Source organism: Amycolatopsis sp. PS_44_ISF1 (assembly GCF_032335455.1).
Classification (GTDB): Bacteria; Actinomycetota; Actinomycetes; order Mycobacteriales; family Pseudonocardiaceae; genus Amycolatopsis.
The window spans coordinates 2417448-2437845 of record NZ_JANUXO010000002.1 but is presented as its reverse complement, the minus strand read 5'-3'; the positions used below and the strand labels follow the sequence as shown (position 1 = coordinate 2437845).

Below are 20398 nucleotides of genomic sequence, written 5' to 3'. Positions count from 1 at the left end.
GTGAACGCCCGGCGCTGAGGCGGCGCAAAGCGAAGTGGTGTATGAGTGCATGGCATCACTCTATCGACATCAACTCGAACATGTGTTCGCACGATGGGGTGATCATCTGGGTGGATGCCGGAAACGGTGGGTCCGGCGCGCTAACTTCGAAATCACCACGAATAACGACTGTCCCGGCGCGCACTCCAGCGCCGATCATCACCAGAACTGGCCTCCTGCGAAGAAGATGAATGACGATCGCACACTAAGCGAAGGAGGTTGAGATGAACACCATGGTTCGAAACGCCGCGCCGGGACGATCTCGCGGCGCTTCCGGTCCGGGTTGTTCCGGTGTTTCGACTGGCCCAGTCAGGCTACGTCCTCAGTGCAGGCCTGCAAGAACGTACTGGTGGATCGGCGAAAGCCCGTGCCGGTCAGGCCAGCGTTTGCCACCAGCCGTCCACGGTCGGTGGGTTCGCGACGTTGAGCCGTTCGCCCGGCTTCGGGACGGCGAGCGCAAGGTCATTGGCCTTGGCCTCGTGCCACACCCGGTCGGCGGGTTCGGTCCAGGGGTGCATGGCGAGCGAAAACGTCGCCCAGTGCACCGGCACGAGCAGGCCACCTTGCACGTCCATGTGGGCGGCGACGCCTTCTTCCGGGGTCATGTGGATGTCAGGCCACTGCGGGGCGTAAGCGCCGATCTGGATCAGCGTGGCGTCGAACGGGCCGTGCTCTTCACCGATCTTCGCGAAACCGTCGAAGTAACCGGTGTCGCCACTGTAGAAGACACGATGCCGGGGACCGGCGATGACCCACGACGTCCACAGAGTGCTGTCGTTGCCGATCCCGCGACCGGAAAAGTGCTGCGCCGGCGTGGCGGTGAAACGGATGCCCCCGACCTCGGCCCCCTCGTTCCAGTCGAGCTCCACGATCCGCGAACTAGGCACACGCCATCGCTCGAGGTGCGCGCCGACACCCAGCGGAACGAGGAAGGGCGCGTCCTGGGTGGTGAGCAGTTCGCGGACAGTGGCGAGATCGAGATGGTCGTAGTGGTCGTGGGAGATCACGATCGCGTCCACCCGCCCGACCGAGGCCAGCGGCACCGGTGGTGCGTGCAGCCGTCGCGGTCCAGCGAACGCGGCGGGCGAAACCCGGTCGCTCCACACCGGATCGCACAGTACGCGGGTGCCGTCGATCTCCACGAGCGTGGACGCGTGGCCGAACCAGGTCAGGTAGACGCCATCGGTGGACTCCGCGGCCGGCTGCGCGACCAGGGGTACTTCACCGCCGGGCTTGCGCAGCGCCCGGTTCTCGCCCAGGAACAGCTCCCGCAGGATGCTGCCCGCGGCGGAGGCCGAAGGCGACGCACGGGTGGGGGAGGTGTTGTGGAACACCCCGTCGGCGAACTGGGGTGACCGGCGCATGCGCTCGGCTCGTGCGCCGGTGGCCTTCGCGCCGAAGGCCACCGGGAAATCGCTGAGCGCGGAGACCGTCTTACTCACCATGTCCCCGAGTCTACGAACGCTTCCTGAGAGGAGCCCCAGTTTCATGCAGGTGGGTGAGTGCTTGCCGGTAGGAGTCCACCAGGCCGGTCTGCCGGTAGGGAACGCCGAGCTCGGTGCAGTAGTCCTGCACGATCGGCTGGGCCCGGCGCAGGTGCACCGAAGGCATGCTCGGGAACAGGTGGTGCTCGATCTGGTAGTTCAGCCCGCCCATCGCGACGTCGATCACCGCGCCGCCACGGACGTTGCGTGAGGTGAGCACCTGTTTGCGCAGGAAATCGAGTTCGGGACGGCCGGTGAGCGTCGGCATGCCCTTGTGGTTCGGGGCGAAGATCGACCCCATGTAGACCCCCCAGACGCCTTGGTGAACAGCGAAGAACAGCAGGGCCAGACCCGGCGGGAGGACGAGGAACAGAGCCGACAGGTAGACGACGAAGTGTGTCGCGAGCAGCACGGCCTCGATCCAGCGGCCACGCAGGCCTGGCTTGGCCACCGCGCGGATGCCCGACCAGTGCAGGTTCAGTCCTTCGAGGGTGAGCAGCGGGAAGAGCAGGAAGGCCTGGTATCGCCCGATGAACCGGGGCACGCCGCGGCTGGCGCGGGCCTGGTCCTTCGACCAGACGAGGATGTCCGGGTCGACGTCGGGGTCAAGCTCCTCGTGGTTGGGGTTCGCGTGGTGGCGGGTGTGCTTGTCCATCCACCACCCGTAGCTCATGCCGACACCGAGGTTGCCGGCGATGCGACCGGCGATTTCGGTCGGGCGGCGGGTGCGGAACACCTGGCGGTGGGCGAGGTCGTGCGAGAGCAGGGCGATCTGACCGAACATGAAGGCCTGGAACGCCGCGATCGCGAGCTGCCACCACGAGTCGCCGAGCAGCGCGAACGCCACCCAGCCGCCGGCGAACAATGCGGTCACGAGAGTGATCCGGAACGTGTAGTAGCCGGGGCGTCGCGTGAGCAGACCGGCGTCGGCGATCCGCCGGGACAAGCGGGCGAAATCGCTGCCGGCACCGGCCGGGGCGGGCTGGACGAGGTTCTCTGTGGTCACCTCGTCGAGTCTTTCGGCGATCCGGGTGGGGCAGAACCCTGCACACCCGAGGACCGGCGCGGGGGCTGTCCCCACCCCCTTAGGGGTGGACGCGGGAGAGGTGGTGATGCGGTGGGCCGAGCAACTGCGCCGTCGCGTGTGCGCGCTTGAGGTAGCGGTGCACGGGATGTTCGCAGGTGACGGCAATGCCACCGGGTAACTGGATCATTTCGGCGGCCACGGTCGTGAGGGCCTTGCTGCAATGCACTTTTGCCACAACTACCAGACGGGGCGAGTCGGGCGCGGCGTAGGCGGCCGAGCGTGCGGTCTCGACCAGGACGTACAAGTCGGTTATGCGGTGCTTGAGGGCCTGGAAGCTCCCGATCGCGCGGCTGAACTGCTCTCGTCGCAGTGCGTAGTCCACAGTGAGCTCCTGGGCTCGTGTGGCGGCGGCTTGTTCGGCGGCGAGGACAGCGCAGGCGACGTCTCGTGCCCGGTCGAGGTCGACGGGGCCGAGCAGCCGGACCGGGACCTGGTCGAGGGTCACCGTGGCCAGGCTGCGGGTCTTATCCATGCCGTGACGGCTGCGCATCGGACACCGGAGCCGGTCGGGTCGACCTCGAATAGAGTGGGGTCGTCGGCGGTCGTCGCGGCGACCAGGAGCACGGTGGCCTCGGTGGCCTCGGTGGCCTCGGTGGCCTCGGTGGCCTCGGTGGCCTCGGTGGCGTCGAGGACGTAGTGCGCGCTCCCGTTGATGCTGTCTTCTCGAGCGCTGACTGCCGGGTGCTGCGGGCCCCAATGGTCCTCGGCGCCGGTCCAGGCCAGCGCGGCGACGGCACCCTCGGCCAGCTGAGGCATGAGCCGGATGCACGTCCGATCGTTGCGGGTGGTGAAGAGCGCCGTCGTGACGAGCACTGTGGAGCCGAGGAACGGCGCATCGGCCAGAGGGCGCGACCGAGTTCTTCAGCCACGATCTGTACCTCTACGATGCCGGGGCCGCCGAAGCGGTTAGGCACCGTCAGGGCGGCGACGCCGATCTGGGTGCATAGGGCGGTCCAGGGCTCGGTCTCGCGTTCGAGCAGCCTGTGCACGGTGGCACGCAGCTGGTCCTGTTCCGGGGTGAAGGTCACCGTGCGATCGCCGCCAGAACTTGGTTGCGGGGGTGCCCTAGGCGGTGGTCAGAGCGCGGACGCAGGTTGCCGCAGGCCGAGCGGGTGTTCAGCGGTGTAGTCGATCTCACCGTGGACCTCAAGTGTGGTGCGTGCGGACAGGTGGGCGGCATCGTCGCAGGCGACCTTGGCGGCGGAGACGGCGGTGGGGTCGGTGGTGGCGGCGACGCCGTGGAGGAGAGGCCGGGCCGGTTCCAGGGCGCTGGACACTTCGGAGAGCAGGTGGTTGACCGTCTGGAACCGGCCGATCTCGGCGCTGTACTGGCGGCGTTGGTCGGCGTGGGCGACGGGCACCTCCAGCAACCGGCGACCGGAGTCCAGGAGTTGGGCCATGGTGAGGAGAGCGCCCAGGTCGAAAGCGCGGTCCGGACCCAGTACCGGATTGAACTCGTGGCCGGGGACGGGCTCGAACAGACGGCGTCAGGGATCGAGCGAGGTAAGGGTGAAGCCGCGTAGGTAAGCGCTGTCGACGAACAGCGGATGTCGGCGTCCAGGGCGTATGGGAGATGAGGAGAAAGCTGAGAAACGAGGGTTTTATTGGCGGCGGGGAAGCTCGTATCGGGGGCGGAGGAGCGGCGAGTCCGCTTTGAGAGGCTGGGGTGGTCAGGGCCGTAGCTCCCTGTCGGTGAGGTGGCGCCAGATTTTTCAGGCCGGGGACGTGATCGCCGTTCGCCCAGGCTCGGTTGGCCTTGTCACCGTCCTGAGTGGACAGTAGGGCGCCTTGGGAGGCGGTGGACGCCTTCTGCTTGGGGGACAACGCGAATTTCACCGATCGCCTTTCGGCAGGCCGAGCAGGCTTTCCGCGACGATTGTGCGCTGGATTTGGTGCCTGGAGGGCGCGCGAGTGGTCGTCAGCGGCCGCCGAGAGCGGTGTGTGCGCGAGGCGGCTGAGGAACTGGGTGGCACCGAGGACCGGAACTCGATTGGAACCCTGGCGGCGTCGTCCACCGGCTAGGAAGTGTCCTGTAAGTGATCTAGCTGCGGTCAGGTTGAATTGTCGACATAATTGGTCGAGGTGGGTTGACGGATAGAGCGTGGGAAGTGATCGAGCCGCTGCTGCCACCGGTGCAGGGCGGTGGCGGGATCACCATCACGTCATCAACTCGATCCTGGGGAAACTTCGCACCGGAGCACCGTGGCGGTTGTGGGCCGAGGACGGCACCTGGAACCGGATCCTTGACTGGGTGATCGTCCAAGACGACGCCGTTGGCGATCTGGAGTGGATCAGCTCGGTCGGCTCCAGCGTGGCGTGGGCGTACCAGCACGCCGCGGGCGCCCGGAAAAGGGGATGCAGTGACCAGGTCGAAGCCCTCGACGGAGAGGGGACTCTGCCGGTGCCGCGGCGGACTGAGTACGAAGATCCATCCGGCTGACGAAAGCCGTGGCCTGCCGATGCGGTTCCTGATCACCGCGGGCCAAGCCGGGGATAACCCGCAGTTGCCGCCGCTGCTGGACGGGATCAGCGTCGGCTGGATCGGGTCAGGGCGTCCGCGGTGACGGCCGGAGACGGTGATCGCGGACAAGGCGTATTCGTATCCTGCGGCCCACTGGGTAAAGCAGGACCGGCGGATCGGCTTCGTCAGCCCGGAGCGCGATGGCCAGCTCGGCCGCCGCGCGACCAAGGGATCTTGCAGCGGCCGACCACCGGTCGTCGACGCGCAGGTCGACAAGTAGTGCAACGTGGTCGAACGGTGCTTCAACCGGCTCAGGCAGGTTCGTGACCTGGTTACCCGGCTGCGCCACACGCGCCGCCCACTATCGGACCGAACTCATCATCGCCGCGATCATGGTCAGGCTCCGATGATTCAGAGGACAGCTCCCAGGGGCCGGCCGGCCTGCCGACGGCTTGCGATTCTGGCAGCGTGGGCGCATGCGCAGCTACCACCTTCCGCCGGTCCTCCCGGTGATCGCACTGGTTCTGATGCCGTTCCTGTCGTTCGTCAACTCCGCCGGACTATGGCTCGGGATGCCGAAGATGCTGGTGTGGGGTGGTTTCTGGTGCTTGATGTTCACCCCGGCCCTGCTGCTGTCCGAGCGGCTGCTGGCCCGCTCGGGGGAGGAGAGCCGATGATCCTGGCCTTCACCCTCGTCGGGATCGTGCTGATCGGCGTGCTCGGGTTCGTCGGGCGCCGCCGTCCCGCGGCGGACCTGGCCGAGTGGACGGTCGGCGGCCGCCGGTTCGGCGCGCTGACCATGTGGTTCCTGCAGGCGGGCGAGGTGTTCACCACCTTCACCTTCCTGGGCATGGCCGGGCTCGCCTTCTCCGGCGGCGTCGCGGCCATGTACGCGCTGCCGTACGTCCCGATCGCCTACGTGGTCCTGTTCTTCCTGGCCAAGCGGATCTGGGCGCTGGGCAAGGAGCGGGGCTACCTGACTCAGGGCGACTTCCTCGAAGACCGCTTTTCCAGCCGCGCGCTCGGCACGGTCTCGGCCGTGCTGGGCGTGATCTTCGTGCTGCCCTACCTGCAACTGCAGATCACCGGGCTCGGCCTGATCGTCCGGCTGGTCACCGGCGACACGGCGTCGGGCAACCTCAGCATGGTGGCGGGCAGCGTGCTGGTCGTGGCGTTCGTGTTGTGGGCCGGGCTGCGCGGGGTCGCGGCGACCTCGTACTTCAAGGACGCGATCATGCTGGTGGTGCTGGTCGTGCTGATCATCGCCGTGCCGGCGCACTTCGCGGGCGGGGTGTCCGGGGTGTTCCACAAGATCGAGCAGCTGCACCCGGAGAAGCTGGTGATCCACGCGGGCGCGAACGACCGGACCTGGTTCGTCACCAGCATGCTGGTCAGCGCGATCGGCGTCGGCCTGATGACGCTGCCGCACACCTGGCCCGCGCTGATGTCCGCGCGCGACCCGAAGGTGCTGCGCCGCAACTACGCCTGGATGCCGGTGTACGAGCTGTGCCTGCTGCTGCCGATGATCATCGGGTTCGCCGCGATCCTGGTGGTGCCCCGGGGCAGCGACCCGAACGGCGTGCTGCTGACGCTGAGCAAGGACGCGCTGCCCGGCTGGGTCACCGGGCTCGTGGTGGTCGCCGCCACGGCCACCGCGATGGTGCCCGCGGCCGGCATCCTGATCGGCATCTCCTCGCTGGTCGCGCGCAACATCGCGCGGGTGCGCGGGGAGCGCAGGCAGTTCTGGATCAACCACGGCACGGTGGTCCTGGCCAGCGCGCTGGCCTTGGTGCTCGGCATCTTCCGCCCGGACCTGCTGGCGAACCTGCTGCTGCTGACCTACTCCGGCTCGGTCCAGCTCGCCCCGGCCAACCTGCTCGGCTTCCTGAAGAAGGTGCCGGTGGGCAAGGTGCCGGTGTTCGCCGGGCTGATCGCGGGCGAGGTCGTGGTGATCTGGCTGACCTTCTTCGACACCGGCCTCGCGGGCACGGTCAACGTCGGCCTGATCGGCCTCGCCGTGAACCTCGTGGTGCTCGCGGCCACGGCAGCCCTGGAACGTGCGTTCGCGCGTCCCGCCACCCCCGAACGTGAAGGAGAACCAGCGTGACCAGGACGGTGTTCACCGGCGGCTCGGTCTTCGACGGCACCGGCGCCGCGCCCGCCGAAGCGGATGTGGTGATCGAGGACGGCCGTATCGTCGACGTCGGTCTCGGGCTCGATGGCGACCGCTCGGTCGACTGCGCCGGCTCCACGCTGCTGCCCGGTCTGTTCGACTGCCACGTGCACGTGACGATGTCCGACATCGGGCTGCTGCCGCGGGTGCAGAAGCCGTTCTCGTACCAGTTCTACGAGGCGGCGCGGAACCTGTGGACGACGCTCAAGCTCGGCATCACCACGGTGCGCGACGCGGCCGGGGCCGACCTCGGCATCAAGCAGGCGGTCGACGACGGCCTGATCCCCGGCCCGCGGTTGAAGATCTCGATCGGCCTGATCAGCACGACCGGCGGGCACGGTGACGGCTGGATGCCCTCCGGCCAGTGCGTGCCGAGCTTCCTGCCGCACCCCGGGCGGCCCGAGGCACTGGCCGACGGCCCGGACGAGATGCGCCGCGTCGCCCGGACGCTGCTGCGCGCGGGCGCGGACGTGCTCAAGGTGTGCACCACCGGCGGGGTGCTGTCGCCGCGTGACGATCCGCGGCACTCGCAGTTCACCCCGGCGGAGCTGGACGTGCTGGTCACCGAGGCCCGGATGCAGGGCCGCGAGGTGATGGCGCACGCGCAGGGCGCGGAAGGGGTGAAGAATGCCGTGCGAGCCGGTATCCGCTCCATCGAGCACGGCATCTACCTCGACGACGAGGCGATCGAGCTGATGCTGGCCAACGGCACCTGGCTGGTGCCGACGCTGGTGGCGCCGGTGAGCGTGATCCGGGCCGCCGAGCAGGGCGTGGCGCTGCCGGACGCGGTGGTACGGAAAGCGAAGCAGGTCACGGAGGCGCACGCGGATTCCGTGCGCCGCGCCGTCGCCGCGGGGGTCCGCGTCGCGATGGGCACCGACAGCGGCGTCGGCCCGCACGGGAGCAACCTGGAGGAGCTGGAGCTGATGCGCTCGTGCGGCATGAGCGCTTCCGACGTGCTGGTGGCGGCCACCTCCTCGGCCGCGAACCTGCTCGGCCTGGACGGTGACCTGGGGCGGCTGGCCCCCGGCCACCGCGCGGACCTCGTCGTGGTGGCCGGGGACCCGTACGACTTCCCCGCGCTGGCCGGGAACGTGCGGGAGGTCTGGCAGGACGGCGTGCGCGCCGTGTGAGCGATGGTGCCCACCGGCCCCGGTGGCCCCGGGACACCGGCCGCTAGGGTCGCCGCTGTGAGCGAGAAACCGGAGGAACCGGCCGAAGAGCGGCACGCGTCCTGGCTGGAGCTGTTCTTCGACCTGGTGGCCGTGGCCGGGGTGGGCCAGCTCTCCCACCTGGTGCACGGCAGCACCTCGTGGGCGGACGTCGGGCTGTACGTGGTGTGCTTCCTGGCCTTCTGGACGGCCTGGATGTGCTTCACGGTGTACGGCAACGTGGCCGGTGGAGCCGCACGGACCATGCCGGTGCTGCTGGCGATGGCGGGCCTGGTCGTGATGGCCGCTTCGGTGACGGGTGTGCACGGTGACCACGCGAAGGTCTTCGCGCTCGCCTACATCGCGGTGCGGGTGCTGTCGGACCGGGTCTGGGAGAACCGGCGCGAGGGCCCCCGGGTGCTGGTCGACTGGCCGGTGGCGCAGCTGGGCTTCGGCGTGACGCCGTGGGTGGCGTCGCTCTGGACGCCCGAACCGTGGCGGTACTGGCTGTGGGCGCTGGGGGTGCTGATCGACCTGCTGGTCACCTTCACCCTTTCCGGCGACCGGCTGGCGCTGAATCTCGAAGCCAAGATGTCGTCCCGGCGCGCCCCGGCCGTCCCGGCGACCGCCGCGCACCTGGACACGGCGCACTTCGGCGAGCGCCTCGGCCTGTTCACGATCATCGTGCTCGGCGAGGGCGTGCTGACGGTGACCGACGCGATGGCCGAGACCCCCGACTGGAACGGCCCCCTGCTCTGGACGGCGTTCGCCGCGCTGGCCGTGCTCGCGACGCTGTGGAGCGCCGCGCTGCGCGAGGGCAACGGCGGCATCCCCTACCTCGCCGCCGACCGGCTCAAGCCACGGGTGCTGCTGCCGCTGCACTGCCTGGTCGCGGGCCTGTTGGCGGCCTTCGCGAGCGGCCTCGGCGACGCCGTCGAGGCGGTCGGGCACGAGCATCTGGAGCCCAGCACGCGCTGGCTGCTAGCGGGCTGCGTGGCGGCGCTGGCGGTGATCGGAGCGCTGTGCGGACTCCGTTCGGGACGCCACGCCTGGTGGGCGGTGGTGGTGCTGGCTCCAGGCCTGGCGCTGCCCGCGGTGATCGCCTTCTCCGGCGGCGGCCTGGCCCCGGCCCGGGTGCTGTGGCTCCTGGTGCTGGCGGCGGGCGCGGGGCTGAGCGGATGGTTCTTCGACCGGCGGAAACACCGGCACCACCGAAACCGCCGGACGGACGAGGCGGAACGGGTGCTGCGGCTGGATTAGCCGGGCGACACTCCCCGGTTGCTGGGGTTGCTGGGGTTGCTGGGGTTGCTGGGGTTGCTGGGTGGACCACGCCCGACCTCGCCGGTCGGGTGGGGAGTGACCTGACGGGTCCGGTGGCCGTGGAAGCGTGGGGCCTTCGGGTGTTTCCCGCCGGGCGTGTCTGCGAGCCGAGGTCGGGTGGCTCGTGTGGGTTATTCCGACCGGAACCGTGCGCATCGGGCCCGGCGGCCACCAGTTCCAGCGCAGCCGGACCGAAGAGCACGCCGGATACCGGCTCGGCAAGACCGCTTCCGGACGATCTCCACCCGAAGCGCCCCGTCGGGAGCCGCACTTCCGGCTCCTGGCGAGGTCCGGCCGGACCTCATCCGCCGGTCAGCAGCTCCCGCAGAGCTGCCGCGAACTTCGCCGGCATTCGCTGCGGTGCCAGGTGCGAGCCCGGCACCTCGGCGAACGGCAGTCCCAGCTCCAGCGCCAGGATCCGCGCCGGCTGGTAGTGGTACCGGCCCCGGCTGCCCTCGCCGGCTACCGGCAGGATCTCGGTGCTCGCGCGGCGCAGGGCGCGCAGGTCGGGCAGGTAGTCGAAGAAGTCGGTCAGCTCGCGGTCGAACAGGCGGATCCAGTCGGCTTCGTTCGGCAGCCGGAGGTTCGGCAGGTCGGGCAGGGCGGCCCCGGCGATGGCGTCGGCGAAGCGGGTCACCGCGCCCATCAGGTCACCCGAACGGGCCAGCCGCACCTGTTCGGCGGCGGCCTCCAGCCAGCCGGTGGCATCGGGCATGAGCTGGATCGCGGGGGGCTCGTGCGCGACCAGCACGCTCACCCGCTCCGGGTGCCGCGCCACCAGGTCCAGCCCGATCAGCGCCCCCGCGCTGGTGCCGAACACCGGGACCGTCGCCGCGCCGACGTGGTCGAGCACCGCGAGCGCGTCGTCGGCCTGCCGCGACACCGGTACCGGGCCGGTGGTGGTGTCGGTGCTGGCGAAGTGGCCACGGCGGTCGTAGGTGACCACGGTGTGGTCGGTCTCCAGCTGCTTGCGCAGCGCGCGGTAGGCGTCGCCCGAGCCGGTCCCGCCCGGGATGAGCAGCAGCAGCGGGCCCGTCCCGCCGACGCGGACCTGGAGCTCGCCCTCCGTGACCGGGCACCGGCTTTCCGGGATCATGCAATGAAGTCAAGCACAGGACCCGGCGCCGAGGCGGCGCAGGACCGCCTCCGCGCCGGTCACGATCGACTCGATCAGCGCGGCCACCGGGGGCAGCTCGCGCATCAGCCCGGCGACCTGCCCGGCCGCCGGCACCCCGGCCGCGCGGTCGTCGTCGACCAGGCCCGCGCAGCAACACCGGGATGTTCGCCGCCATCAGTACCTGCGCCCAGTCCCGGCCGCCTTTTCGACGCATCCGCACGTCCTCCCGCAGCAGCGCGAGCGGTACGGCGTGACGGTGAACGCCATCGCCACGGCGGCCCGCACGCGGAAGACCGAGGCGGCGCTCGACCTGGCCGCTCCCGAGGACGGCTTCGACGCGATAGCCCCGGCGAACGTTTCTCCGTTGATGGCGTGGCTGGGCTCGGCGGAGTCCGCGGGCGTCACCGGCCGGGAGTTCGAAGTGGACGGTGGCCGCGTCGGCCTGGTGTGGGACAAGGGCGCGCGGTGCGAGTCGGCGGACTTGGTTCCGGTGGTAGCGGAATTGCTGGCCGCAGGCAAAAATCCGGAGCCGGTGTACGAACCTCGAACCGGCCGGGTCCGGTATGCCTAGTGTGACGGGTGCCTAGGTCTCCGTCCCGGCCGGTTGGGCATTCGCCGATGTTGACCGGGCGGCGCGGCGCGTGGGTAACTGAGCCGGTCAACCGCGCCGATCGTTCGCGGGTCTTCGGTGTCCTGGCCTGGGTAGGGGAGTTTCCGCATGTCCGCTTCTGTTCTTTCACCGGCGGTCCGCCGCCGGTGGTGGTGGTTCCTGTGGGGGCTACTCGCCCTGTCGGCGATCGGTATTGCGGCCTACTTCGTGCCGCCCTACCTGACCGGGGGCTCGGCCGTGCCGATCGATCGGGCCATCGTCGGGTACTACGCGAGCCTGGTGGTGCACGCGCTGCCGGCGGGGTTGACGCTGGTCATCGGGCCGTGGCAGTTCGTTCCGAAGCTGCGGGCCCGGTTCCCTCGGCTGCACCGGGTGCTGGGGCGGGTGTACCTGATCTCGGTGGTGGCGGCCTCGATGGCCGCCGCGTACGCCGCTGCGGTCACCGAAAGTGGTTTCGCCCTGCAGGTCGCGTTCTACATCTTGATCGTGGCCTGGTTGTACACGGCGGTGCAGGCTTACCGGACGATCCGTCGCCGTGAGATCGCGTTGCACCGGATCTGGATGGTGCGCAACTACGCGCTGACGTTCGCGGCGGTGACGCTGCGGGTGTACCTGCTGGTGAGCATGCAGGTGTTTCCTTCGGTGCCGTTCCCGGAGCTGTACACCGCGAGCGCCTGGGCGGGAGTGCTGGGCAACGTGGTGGTGGCGGAGTACTTCATCGTCCAGCGGACCTTGCGACCGCTGGCCCGCCGTCGCGCGGCGGTCGCGGAGACGCCGCAGCCGGTGGGGTAGCGGCCGTGCTCGCCGGTCGGCTTTTTTGTCGGTGGCGGGTGCCACACTTCCGTCATGGCTACTTGGCAAGAGTTCGCGGCGGCGGCCCCGTCGCTGGCAGAGCGGGTGCACCGGCGTTTCGCTTCCGCGGAGACCCACATCCTGGCCACCCTGCGCCGTGACGGCTCACCTCGCGTCAGCGGTTCGGAGGTGGATTTCCGCGAGGGCTCGGTCTACCTCGGTTCGATGCTCGACGCGGTCAAGGCCCGCGATCTCCGCCGTGACGGCCGCTTCGCCCTCCACGCCGCTCCCGGCGACCCAGCCGCAGGCGGCGACGCGAAGCTCGCGGGCGTGGCCACGGAGGTGACAGATCCGGCATCACTGGCCCAGGCCGAGGCCGTGGCCGGGGGGAGCCACCTGTTCCACCTTGACGTCCGAGAGGCGGTTATGACCTGGGTGGAGGGGAACACGTTGTTCGCCGAGTCCTGGCAGCCGGGAAGGGGCTTGGTGCGGTTCGCCCGTCCGGACAACGGTCCGGTGGTGCGCACGGAGCTGGACTGACGGGGGTGCTCGAGGACCGGAGCGCCCGGTGAGCTGAGGGGCGGGGGTGACTTGAGGGGAAAGGTGTGCTTTACGGGGAGCTGGGTCGCGGGAGGCGGCTGTGAGGGGAGTCGGACTGCGGCAGGCGGCGATGAGGGGAATCGGGTTGTGGCAGGTGGCGGTGAGGGAGGCCGGACTGCGTGAGGTGGCGGTGAGGGAGGCCGGACTGCGTGAGGTGGCGGTGAGGGAGGCCGGACTGCGTGAGGTGGCGGTGAGGGAGGCCGGACTGCGTGAGGTGGCGGTGAGGGAAGCCGGATTGTGGGTTGAAGCGGCGAAGGGAGCCGGGCCGCGGGATGGAGCGGCGAGGGTAGTCGGGTCGTGGGGGAGGTGCGCTGCCGGAAGCCGTCTCGGTGGGGGAGGCCACAGGAGGTAATGCCGCGGAGGTCCCGTCGCGGGAAGGAACGCCCGGGGCTGAGATCAGGGTTGGGTCCAGAGGCAGAACGGGTGTCCGTCCGGGTCGAGGTAGACCCGGACGTGCTCCTGCGGCTGGAAGTCCGCGAGCCGGGCGCCCGCGGCCTCGGCCCGCGCGGCGGCTTCGGCGAGGTCGTCGGCTTCGAAGTCGAGGTGCAGCATCATCTGCTGGTCCCCGGTCCGGGCCGGCCAGGCTGGGGGCACGTGGCCGGTTTCGAGCTGGAAGGACAGGCCGGGACCGCCGCCGTCGGGACGGAGGGTGACCCAGCCGGGCTCGTCCGTGCCGATCGGCCAGCCGAGCAAGGCCTGGTAGAACGCGGCCAGCGCGCGCGGATCCGGAGTGCCCACAACGGTCGAGGTCAACCTCATCCAGTCAGTTTAGGCAGAACAGGCAACTCCTTGCGCCTGGTCCGGTGGGGCGCCGCCCGGGGCTCGGTCCGGTCGGCCTGCCGGACGCGCCCGTCTGGGTCGGTTACCTGGCCGGACCGGCCGTGCGAAACAGCCGCCTTGGTGGATTTGATTCGGTCGTGCGGGCCGGTCGGCCTGGCTGGTTCGGTCATGCGGGGCCAGTCAGTTCGGTGGGTTCGGATTTGTGAACCAGTCGGCTCGATGGGGTCGGTTATGGGAGAGCGTATCGTCACCAAAGCTCGTAGAAAGGGCGAAGCGACTTCGTCACCGACGTCGCGTGCGAGTTGCCGTTGCAGGCGGTCGCGGAGCTGATCGGCGTGCCGCAGGAGGACCGGCTCCGGATCTCGACTGGTCCAACCAGATAGTGGCCTACGAGGTTCCCAAGTACGAGCTCGAGCCGATCACCGCTTCGGCCGAGATCGTCGGCTACACCTGGAACATGGCCGAGCAGCGCCGCCGGTGCCCGATGGACGACATCGTCACCAGGCTCGTGCAGTCCGATGTCGACGGGGAGGCGCTCGGCTCCGAAAAGTTCGGTTTCTTCGTCATCCTGCTGGCGTCGCGGGCAACGAGACCACGCGCAACGCCATCACCCGCGGCATGAAGGCCTTCCTCGGCCACCCGGGCCAAGGGGCGCGCTACCGTGAGGAGCGGCCGAAGACGGTGCCAGACGAGATCGTCCGCTGGTCCACGCCGGTGGTCGCGTTCCAGCGCAGCGCCACCCGCGACACCGAGCTGGGCGGCGCGCACATCGCCGGGGCGACTGGGTCGGCCTGTTCTACAGCTCGGCCAACTTCGATCCCGACGTGTTCGACGAGCCCGAGTGCTCTGACGTGTTCCGCGCGGACAACCCGCACGTCGGCTTCGGCAGTACGGGCTCGCACTACTGCGTCGGCGCGAACCTGGCCCGGCTGGAGATCGACCTGATCTTCTCGGCCATCGCCGAGGTGACGCCCGGTACTACCGAGGCCGCGCCTCCGGAACGGCTGCGCTCGAGCTGGCTTAACGGCATCAAGCACTACCAGGTCCGCTATGGCCGAGCCCCCGGGCACCAGCGGTACTGCGGCCACCGGGACGGCGGTGCGGGGTGCGGTGGCGGCCATTGCGTCGCCGGTGGCGGCGATGCGCTCGGTCCGGTAGCGACCGCGGCCGAGTCCCGGTGAGTACAGAGACGACGGTGACCACAGACGGCCCCGGGGTTGACGCGTGTTCGGTGGGACAAACCGGGTCGCGCTGGGTAGACAAGCACCGTGAAGCGTTCCCCTGACCGTTCCGGGCCCAGCCGCTGGGCCCGTGCGCGAGCCCGGTACCGGTGGCTCGACCACCTGGCCCGGGCCACCAACCGGTACATCGACTACGGCGGCTACCACTACGTCGCTTCGATCACCTACTTCAGCCTGCTTTCGCTGGTGCCGCTGCTGATGCTGTCCTCTTCGGCCGCCGGCTTTGTGCTGGCGACCCAGCCCCAGTTGCTCGGCTCGCTGGTCAGCGCGATCTCCGGCACTCTGCCGGGCTCGCTGGGCACCCAGGCCACCCAGCTGCTGACCAAGTTCGTGGAGCAGCGCACCGGCGTCGGCCTCGCCGGACTGGTCGTCGGCCTGTACTCGGGCTGGAACTGGATGAACGCGCTGCGGGACGCGCTCACCGCCATGTACGGCCAGAACCGCTCGGACCAGCCGCTGCTGCGCACCATCCTGATGGACGTGCTTGCGCTACTCGGCCTGGCCGCCGCGCTGGTGGTGTCCTTCACGATCAGCGTGTCCGGTACTGCGGTCGGCCGCTACCTGCTGGGGCTGGTCGGGGTCACCGACCGGAGCTGGGGGCACACCGTGCTCTCGGCGGCGTCGGTGCCGCTGGCCCTGCTCGCGGACTGGATGGTCTTCCTCTGGGTGCTGACGCGGCTGCCGCGCGAACGGGTCGGCTGGCGCAGCGCGATGCGCGGGGCGGTCGCCGCGGCCCTCGGCTTCGAGCTGCTGAAACAGGCCGGTGGCTTCTACCTGAGCCTGATCAGCAACTCGCCCTCGGGCGTGGCCTTCGGCTCGGTAATCGGCCTGCTGTTCTTCATCTCCCTGATCGCCCGGATGCTGATCTACATCACCTCGTGGACGGCCACGGCCGGGGACGCCCCGCACCAGCCGGTCCCGCCGCCCTCGCCGACCACCCTGCGGCCGGTGATCGCGCCGAAGCCGAACAGCGCCGGGCCCGCCGCGCTCGGGATGGTCGCCGGGGTGCTGGGCACCCTGTTCGCGTTGCGCGGCCGTCGCCGGGACCGCTGAACCACGGCCCGGGCCGGGTCCCTTCAACCAGCCGTTGGCGCGGGTGCGGGGGCCTGGCCCGGCGGTTCCGGCGCCGGGCTTGCCTGCCCCGGCCACTCGGAGGCTGACGTACCGCGAGCCGTCGCCGTAGGCGTGGCCGAGGGTAATCCGCGGGTCCTCCACCTGGTGGCCGCCGCACCGGTCCATCACTTGCTGGGCCGCATTGGCGAAGCGCAGTGTCCCGGACGCGCCGATCGGGGTGGACGAGAGCACGCCGCCGGAGGGGTTGACCGGTAGGCGGCCGCCGTTTCGCCCGCTTTCGTCACCTTCCAGCCTCGGTCCTAGGCGGCGAAGCCGAGGTTCCCCAGCCGCATCGGCTCGAACCAGGAGAACGGCACATAGATCTCGGCGACGTCCACTTCGGACAGTGGGTCGCTGATCCCGGCCCCGCGCCCCAGCGCTGCGGCGGCGTTCCGGGCAGCCTGCGGGCTCACCTGGTCGCGCCCGGGTCGCCGCGGCGCATCCACGCCTCGGATGGCCCGGCGGTGGTGGCCATGCCGGTGGGGCAGATCGTCGGCCGGAGGGACCGGGTTCGGCCGGTGGCCCAGGTGATCGCCGAGCTGGGGAGCGGGTACGGGGAAGCGCTGGGGCGGTCTGGGGCGGTGGGGAAAGACCCGGTGGGTGGCTGTGCCGGTGCTGATCGGCACAGCCACCCACCCGGTGCTAGATCTTCGAAGCGGCCGAGGCGATCGCGCTCGCGAAGCTGCTGACCTCGGTGTACACGCCGGGGGCGTGCGCGCGGGCGCAGCCGATGCCCCAGCTGGTGATGCCGACCTGGACCCAGGCGTTGGTGTTGTCCCGGCGGAACATCGGGCCGCCCGAGTCGCCCTGGCAGGTGTCGACCCCGCCGGATTCGACGTTGCCCGCGCAGATCTCGGCGTTGGCGATCAGGCCGCTGTACTCGCCGCCCTGGGCCTTGCAGGTGGCGTCGCTGACGAACGGGACCTGGGTCTTGAGCAGGTACCGCTGCTGCGCCCCGCCCTCGGTGGCGGCGCCCCAGCCGGCCACGGTGAACGTGCCGCTGTTGTTCGCGGAGGTGGAGGCGATGGGCAGCGTGGTGGCCCCGGAGACCGGCGCGGCCAGCTTGATCAGCGCCCAGTCGCCGCCGGTCGTGTCGTAGGTGGGGGACCGGTAGACGTAGGTGGACTTGACCTTCTTGGCGCTGGAGCTCTGCAGGTCGACCACGCCGGTGGTGGCGGTGATCGAGGTGTTCGAGCCGGTGCGGTCGACGCAGTGGGCGGCGGTGAGCACGATCTGCGAGGTGTACAGCGCGCCGCCGCAGCCCATCGACAGCCGGACCATCCAGGGGAACTCCCCCTGCGCGGCGCGGCTGCCGCCGATCACCTGCGTGCCGTCGGTCGAAGGCGGCGGTGCGGCGTCGGCGGGCGCCGCCAGCCCGGCCAGCGCGGTCGCCGCGGCGACCCCGAGCGTGGCGTTTTTGAGCAGGGTGAACCATCTCTTGCGAGCCAAGGGATTCGTCCTTCCGGTGTCCACAGTGGATCTCGGGCGACTGCGGGGGAAGCGGAGAGTGCTGCTTCGACTACACCAGAGCCGGAACAACCGGACAACCAACTTTCTTCGGATCTTTCCGGCCCCGAAGCCGATCGCGCCGAGCGCCGCGGCTACGCCGAGTGGTCACGCGGAGTCGTCCGGCGGAGGCGATCGCCCGTTCGGGCGGTTCCACCGGTGGTGGACCACGGGTCGCCCGGCTCCCCTAGGCTGGGGACTCGTGCCCACCCCATCGCCGTCACCTTCGCCGCCGCTCGCCCGTCTCTCCGCTGATGGGGCGGTGCGGGACGGCATCCCCGAACACGGACGGGTCCCGCGGTACTACGCGGTGAAGGTCGAGCTCCTCGCGGCGATCGCCGAGCTGGGCGAAGGCGCGGTGCTGCCGGCCGAGCGCGAGCTGTGTGAACGTTTCGGCGTCTCGCGCGCCACGGTGCGCCAGGCCGTCAGCGAGCTGGTGCTCGAAGGCCGCCTCAGCCGTCGGCAGGGAAGCGGCACCTACGTCGCGCCGCCGAAGCTGGTGCAGCCGCTCGCGCTGGTCAGCTACACCGAGGGGTTGCGACGCCAGGGCATCGAGCCGGGCCGCACGCTGATCTCGCTGGAACGCCGCGCCGCCGGCACCGGGCTGGCCGCCGATCTGCGGATCGAACCGGCCGACGAGGTCATCCACATCGAACGGGTGCTGCTCGCCGACGCCGAACGGGTCGGGCTGGAGTCGACCTACCTGCGCGCGTCGCGGTTCCCGACGCTGCTGGAGGTCTTCGACCCGGAGCAGTCGCTCTACGCCTGCTTGCGCGAGCAGCTCGGCGTGGTGTTCGACGGCGCCGAGGAGCGGGTGGAGACGGTGCTGGCCACCCCGCGCGAGGCGCTGCTGATCGGCACCAACCCGGCGCTGCCGATGCTGCTCATGCACCGCGTCTCCTGGGGCCCGGACGGCGAGCCGTTCGAGCGCGTCCGCTCGCTCTTCCGCGGCGACCGGTTGAGCTTCGTGACCCGACTGGGCCGGGTGGACTGACGGCGACAGCTTCCCGCCCGGCAACGGGACCACTCCGACTCTTGATAACGGAATGGTAACTCGTCCGATCCACTATTCGAGGTCGGTTCACCCCGAGTTCGCCGGGCGGCCAGGCGGTGTTGACGGTGGCCCGCGAGCGTGGCGGCCGTGCGAATCCTCATAGTGGGCGGCGGCGTGCTGGGCACCCTGCACGCCTGGGCGGCGGTCGAACGCGGTCATCAAGTGGTCCAGCTGGAGCGGGAGGCCGAAGCGCGCGGCGCGTCGGTGCGGAACTTCGGGCTGGTCTGGGTCGGCGGCCGGGCCGCGGGCGACGAGCTGGCGACGGCCGTGCGGGCGCGGCGGCACTGGGAGCGGATCGGCGAGCGGGTGCCGGATCTGGGCTTCCGGGCCAACGGCTCGCTCACGCTGGTCCGCACCGAAGCGGAGCTGGCCGTCGCGCGGGAGGCGGCGGAAAGCCCGGACGCCTCACGCGGGTTCAAGCTGCTCGACGCGGCCGAGGCGCGGGAGCTGAACCCCGCGTTGCGCGGCGACTTCCTGGGCGCGCTGTGGTGCGAGCGCGACGCCGCTGTCGAGCCGCGGAGGGCGCAGCCCGCGCTTCGCGTCGCACTGACCGCGACGGGCCGCTACACCTGGCGACCCGGTCGTGAGGTTCGCTCGCTCACCTCGAACGGCGTGGTCGACGACCACGGCGAGCGGCACGAGGGTGATGTGGTGCTGCTCTGCACCGGCGCGTGGCTCGGCGGCCTGGTCCGCGAGATCGCCGGTGAGCTACCGGTCCGTCGCGTGCGGCTTCAGATGGCGCAGACCGAGCCGCTCGGCGAAGCGCTCACCACCACCGTCGCCGACGCCGACAGCTTCCGCTACTACCCGGCCTACCGCGGCCCCGCGCTCGACGGGCTCGCCGCCGGCCAGCCGCAGGGCGACATCGCCGCCGGGCACGCCCTGCAACTGCTCATGGTGCAGCGGCTCGACGGCTCGCTGACCATCGGCGACACGCACGAGTACACCCAGCCGTTCGGCTTCGACGTCACCGAAGAGCCCTACGACCACCTCGCCGAGACGGCCGCCGCGCTGCTCGGCCGCCCGCTGCCGAGGATCCGCCGCCGCTGGGCCGGGGTGTACGCGCAAGCGACCGGCGAGGACGCGATCGTGCACCGGGAACGCCTGGCGGACAACGCCTTCCTCGTCACCGGCCCGGGCGGGCGGGGCATGACCTGCGCCCCGGCCATCGCCGAGGACACGGCCGGGGAGCTGGGCCTGTGACCCCCGAGCTGGTGGTGCTGGACCTGGCCGGCACCACGGTGGTGGACGGCGGGCTGGTCGTGCGGGCCTTCACCGCGGCGATCGGCTCGGCCGGAGTGTCCGAAGAGGACAGCCGGTTCCCGGGCATGCTGGCCTACGTCCACGAGACGATGGGCCAGTCGAAGATCACCGTCTTCCGCGCGCTGCTCGGTGACGAGGCGGCCGCGCAGGCGGCGAACGCCGAGTTCGAGCGCGCCTACGGCCGGCTGGTCGCGGCGGGGGAGTGCACCCCGGTCGACGGTGCCGAGGAGGTGATCCGCGCGCTGCGCCGGGACGGGGTCAAGGTCGCCTTCGGCACCGGGTTCGCCCCGGCCACGCAGGCGGCCGTCCTCGGCGCCCTGGGCTGGCGCGAACTGGCCGACCTCGCGCTCGCCCCGGGCGCCGGCGTGCGCGGCCGCCCGTTCCCCGACCTGGTCCTGGCCGCGGCGCTGCGGCTCGGGGTGTCCGACGTGCGGCGGATCGCCGTCGCCGGGGACACCCCGTCCGACGTCCGCTCGGGGCTGGCCGCGGGCGCGTCCGTGGTCGCGGGCGTGCTGACCGGCGCGGGCACCCGTGAAGACCTCGAAGCGGCCGGCGCCACCCACGTCCTCGATTCCGTGCGCGACCTCCCCTCCCTGCTGGACTGAAG

19 protein-coding genes and 3 pseudogenes are annotated in these 20398 nt (G+C 70.6%); 13 read left to right on the top strand and 9 right to left on the bottom strand.

All coding sequences use genetic code 11. The features are described 5' to 3' along the window. Window positions 1-413 precede the first annotated feature (413 nt). From NYF13_RS25085 to NYF13_RS25070, 5 genes are all read right to left on the bottom strand, one after another. Window positions 414-1484: an MBL fold metallo-hydrolase gene (locus NYF13_RS25085; RefSeq protein ID WP_396287645.1), complete on the bottom strand. Its 1071-nt coding sequence runs from the start codon at window positions 1482-1484 to the stop codon at window positions 414-416. Between the two features lie 10 nt (window positions 1485-1494). Then, window positions 1495-2529, bottom strand: a complete 1035-nt coding sequence (locus NYF13_RS25080) for an acyl-CoA desaturase (RefSeq protein WP_315660099.1) — start codon at window positions 2527-2529, stop codon at window positions 1495-1497. A 79-nt stretch (window positions 2530-2608) separates the two neighbouring features. Further along, a complete protein-coding gene (locus NYF13_RS36795) occupies window positions 2609-3055 on the bottom strand; it encodes an acyl-CoA dehydrogenase family protein (protein WP_396287644.1) in 447 nt (148 codons plus the stop codon). Beyond that, window positions 3052-3366, bottom strand: coding sequence for a hypothetical protein (locus tag NYF13_RS36790; RefSeq protein ID WP_396287642.1), 315 nt, complete (start codon window positions 3364-3366; stop codon window positions 3052-3054). The genes NYF13_RS36795 and NYF13_RS36790 overlap by 4 nt, the downstream gene beginning before the upstream one ends. A 320-nt stretch (window positions 3367-3686) precedes the next feature. After that, a complete protein-coding gene (locus NYF13_RS25070; RefSeq protein ID WP_396287709.1) occupies window positions 3687-4028 on the bottom strand; it encodes an acyl-CoA dehydrogenase family protein in 342 nt (113 codons plus the stop codon). Window positions 4029-5186: 1158 nt separating this feature from the next. On the opposite strand from NYF13_RS25070, the gene NYF13_RS25065 reads away from it, so the two are divergent. From NYF13_RS25065 to NYF13_RS25045, 5 genes are all read left to right on the top strand, one after another. Continuing rightward, the gene (locus NYF13_RS25065; RefSeq protein ID WP_315660097.1) at window positions 5187-5351 is read left to right on the top strand and encodes a hypothetical protein; all 165 of its coding nucleotides are present in this window, start codon (window positions 5187-5189) and stop codon (window positions 5349-5351) included. Between the two features lie 196 nt (window positions 5352-5547). Further along, on the top strand, window positions 5548-5748 hold the full coding sequence (locus NYF13_RS25060) for a hypothetical protein (RefSeq protein ID WP_315660096.1): 201 nt from the start codon (window positions 5548-5550) through the stop codon (window positions 5746-5748). Beyond that, window positions 5745-7178 carry a sodium:solute symporter family protein gene (locus NYF13_RS25055; RefSeq protein ID WP_315660095.1) on the top strand — a complete coding sequence of 478 codons (1434 nt, stop codon included), beginning with the start codon at window positions 5745-5747 and terminating at the stop codon, window positions 7176-7178. Before NYF13_RS25060 ends, NYF13_RS25055 begins: the two co-directional genes overlap by 4 nt. Beyond that, window positions 7175-8377 (top strand): amidohydrolase family protein, encoded by a 1203-nt coding sequence (locus tag NYF13_RS25050; protein ID WP_315660094.1) that lies wholly within the window; start codon window positions 7175-7177, stop codon window positions 8375-8377. The genes NYF13_RS25055 and NYF13_RS25050 overlap by 4 nt, the downstream gene beginning before the upstream one ends. A gap of 57 nt (window positions 8378-8434) precedes the next feature. After that, the gene (locus NYF13_RS25045; protein WP_315660093.1) at window positions 8435-9655 is read left to right on the top strand and encodes a low temperature requirement protein A; all 1221 of its coding nucleotides are present in this window, start codon (window positions 8435-8437) and stop codon (window positions 9653-9655) included. Between the two features lie 361 nt (window positions 9656-10016). Here NYF13_RS25045 and NYF13_RS25040 read toward each other — a convergent pair whose 3' ends face one another. Then, window positions 10017-10811: an alpha/beta hydrolase gene (locus tag NYF13_RS25040; protein ID WP_315660092.1), complete on the bottom strand. Its 795-nt coding sequence runs from the start codon at window positions 10809-10811 to the stop codon at window positions 10017-10019. A 262-nt stretch (window positions 10812-11073) separates the two neighbouring features. On the opposite strand from NYF13_RS25040, the pseudogene NYF13_RS25035 reads away from it, so the two are divergent. The 3 genes and pseudogenes from NYF13_RS25035 to NYF13_RS25025 all read left to right on the top strand — a co-directional run. Then, a pseudogene (locus NYF13_RS25035) lies at window positions 11074-11403 on the top strand (short-chain dehydrogenase); the annotation flags it as partial. Between the two features lie 147 nt (window positions 11404-11550). Then, entirely contained in the window at window positions 11551-12234 is a 684-nt protein-coding gene (locus tag NYF13_RS25030; protein WP_315660091.1) for a DUF2306 domain-containing protein, read from the top strand. Window positions 12235-12288: 54 nt separating this feature from the next. Further along, a complete protein-coding gene (locus tag NYF13_RS25025; protein ID WP_315660090.1) occupies window positions 12289-12774 on the top strand; it encodes a pyridoxamine 5'-phosphate oxidase family protein in 486 nt (161 codons plus the stop codon). 456 nt (window positions 12775-13230) lie between these two features. Here the strand turns inward: NYF13_RS25025 and NYF13_RS25020 are convergent, their stop codons facing one another. Next, complete coding sequence (locus NYF13_RS25020; protein ID WP_315660089.1) at window positions 13231-13593, bottom strand: VOC family protein; 363 nt, start codon at window positions 13591-13593, stop codon at window positions 13231-13233. Window positions 13594-13851: 258 nt separating this feature from the next. Here NYF13_RS25020 and NYF13_RS25015 point away from each other — a divergent pair. Together NYF13_RS25015 and NYF13_RS25010 are read left to right on the top strand one after the other, a co-directional pair. Then, window positions 13852-14666 (top strand): annotated as a pseudogene (locus NYF13_RS25015) (cytochrome P450); the annotation flags it as partial. A 216-nt stretch (window positions 14667-14882) separates the two neighbouring features. Then, window positions 14883-15908 carry a YhjD/YihY/BrkB family envelope integrity protein gene (locus NYF13_RS25010; RefSeq protein ID WP_315660088.1) on the top strand — a complete coding sequence of 342 codons (1026 nt, stop codon included), beginning with the start codon at window positions 14883-14885 and terminating at the stop codon, window positions 15906-15908. Window positions 15909-15983: 75 nt separating this feature from the next. On the opposite strand, the pseudogene NYF13_RS25005 reads toward NYF13_RS25010, so the two are convergent. Both NYF13_RS25005 and NYF13_RS25000 read right to left on the bottom strand, forming a co-directional pair. Further along, window positions 15984-16393, bottom strand: a pseudogene (locus tag NYF13_RS25005) (thiolase C-terminal domain-containing protein); the annotation flags it as partial. A gap of 217 nt (window positions 16394-16610) precedes the next feature. Then, window positions 16611-17417: a serine protease gene (locus NYF13_RS25000; protein ID WP_315660087.1), complete on the bottom strand. Its 807-nt coding sequence runs from the start codon at window positions 17415-17417 to the stop codon at window positions 16611-16613. Window positions 17418-17676: 259 nt separating this feature from the next. Between NYF13_RS25000 and NYF13_RS24995 the strand changes: the two genes are divergently transcribed. The 3 genes from NYF13_RS24995 (at window position 17677) to NYF13_RS24985 (ending at window position 20396) form a co-directional block, all read left to right on the top strand. After that, window positions 17677-18468, top strand: coding sequence for a GntR family transcriptional regulator (locus tag NYF13_RS24995; protein WP_315660086.1), 792 nt, complete (start codon window positions 17677-17679; stop codon window positions 18466-18468). 147 nt (window positions 18469-18615) lie between these two features. After that, complete coding sequence (locus NYF13_RS24990) at window positions 18616-19731, top strand: TIGR03364 family FAD-dependent oxidoreductase (RefSeq protein WP_315660085.1); 1116 nt, start codon at window positions 18616-18618, stop codon at window positions 19729-19731. Then, window positions 19728-20396 carry a phosphonatase-like hydrolase gene (locus NYF13_RS24985; RefSeq protein ID WP_315660084.1) on the top strand — a complete coding sequence of 223 codons (669 nt, stop codon included), beginning with the start codon at window positions 19728-19730 and terminating at the stop codon, window positions 20394-20396. Before NYF13_RS24990 ends, NYF13_RS24985 begins: the two co-directional genes overlap by 4 nt. Window positions 20397-20398 lie beyond the last annotated feature (2 nt).

Bases quoted from the DNA above. Each gene is read 5' to 3' on its own strand.
- NYF13_RS25085 (WP_396287645.1), bottom strand. From the start codon at position 1,484: ATGGTGAGTAAGACGGTCTCCGCGCTCAGCGATTTCCCGGTGGCCTTC.
- NYF13_RS36790 (WP_396287642.1), bottom strand. From the start codon at position 3,366: ATGCCTCAGCTGGCCGAGGGTGCCGTCGCCGCGCTGGCCTGGACCGGC.
- NYF13_RS25060 (WP_315660096.1), top strand. From the start codon at position 5,548: ATGCGCAGCTACCACCTTCCGCCGGTCCTCCCGGTGATCGCACTGGTT.
- NYF13_RS25055 (WP_315660095.1), top strand. From the start codon at position 5,745: ATGATCCTGGCCTTCACCCTCGTCGGGATCGTGCTGATCGGCGTGCTC.
- NYF13_RS25040 (WP_315660092.1), bottom strand. From the start codon at position 10,811: ATGATCCCGGAAAGCCGGTGCCCGGTCACGGAGGGCGAGCTCCAGGTC.
- NYF13_RS25030 (WP_315660091.1), top strand. From the start codon at position 11,551: ATGTCCGCTTCTGTTCTTTCACCGGCGGTCCGCCGCCGGTGGTGGTGG.
- NYF13_RS25025 (WP_315660090.1), top strand. From the start codon at position 12,289: ATGGCTACTTGGCAAGAGTTCGCGGCGGCGGCCCCGTCGCTGGCAGAG.
- NYF13_RS25020 (WP_315660089.1), bottom strand. From the start codon at position 13,593: ATGAGGTTGACCTCGACCGTTGTGGGCACTCCGGATCCGCGCGCGCTG.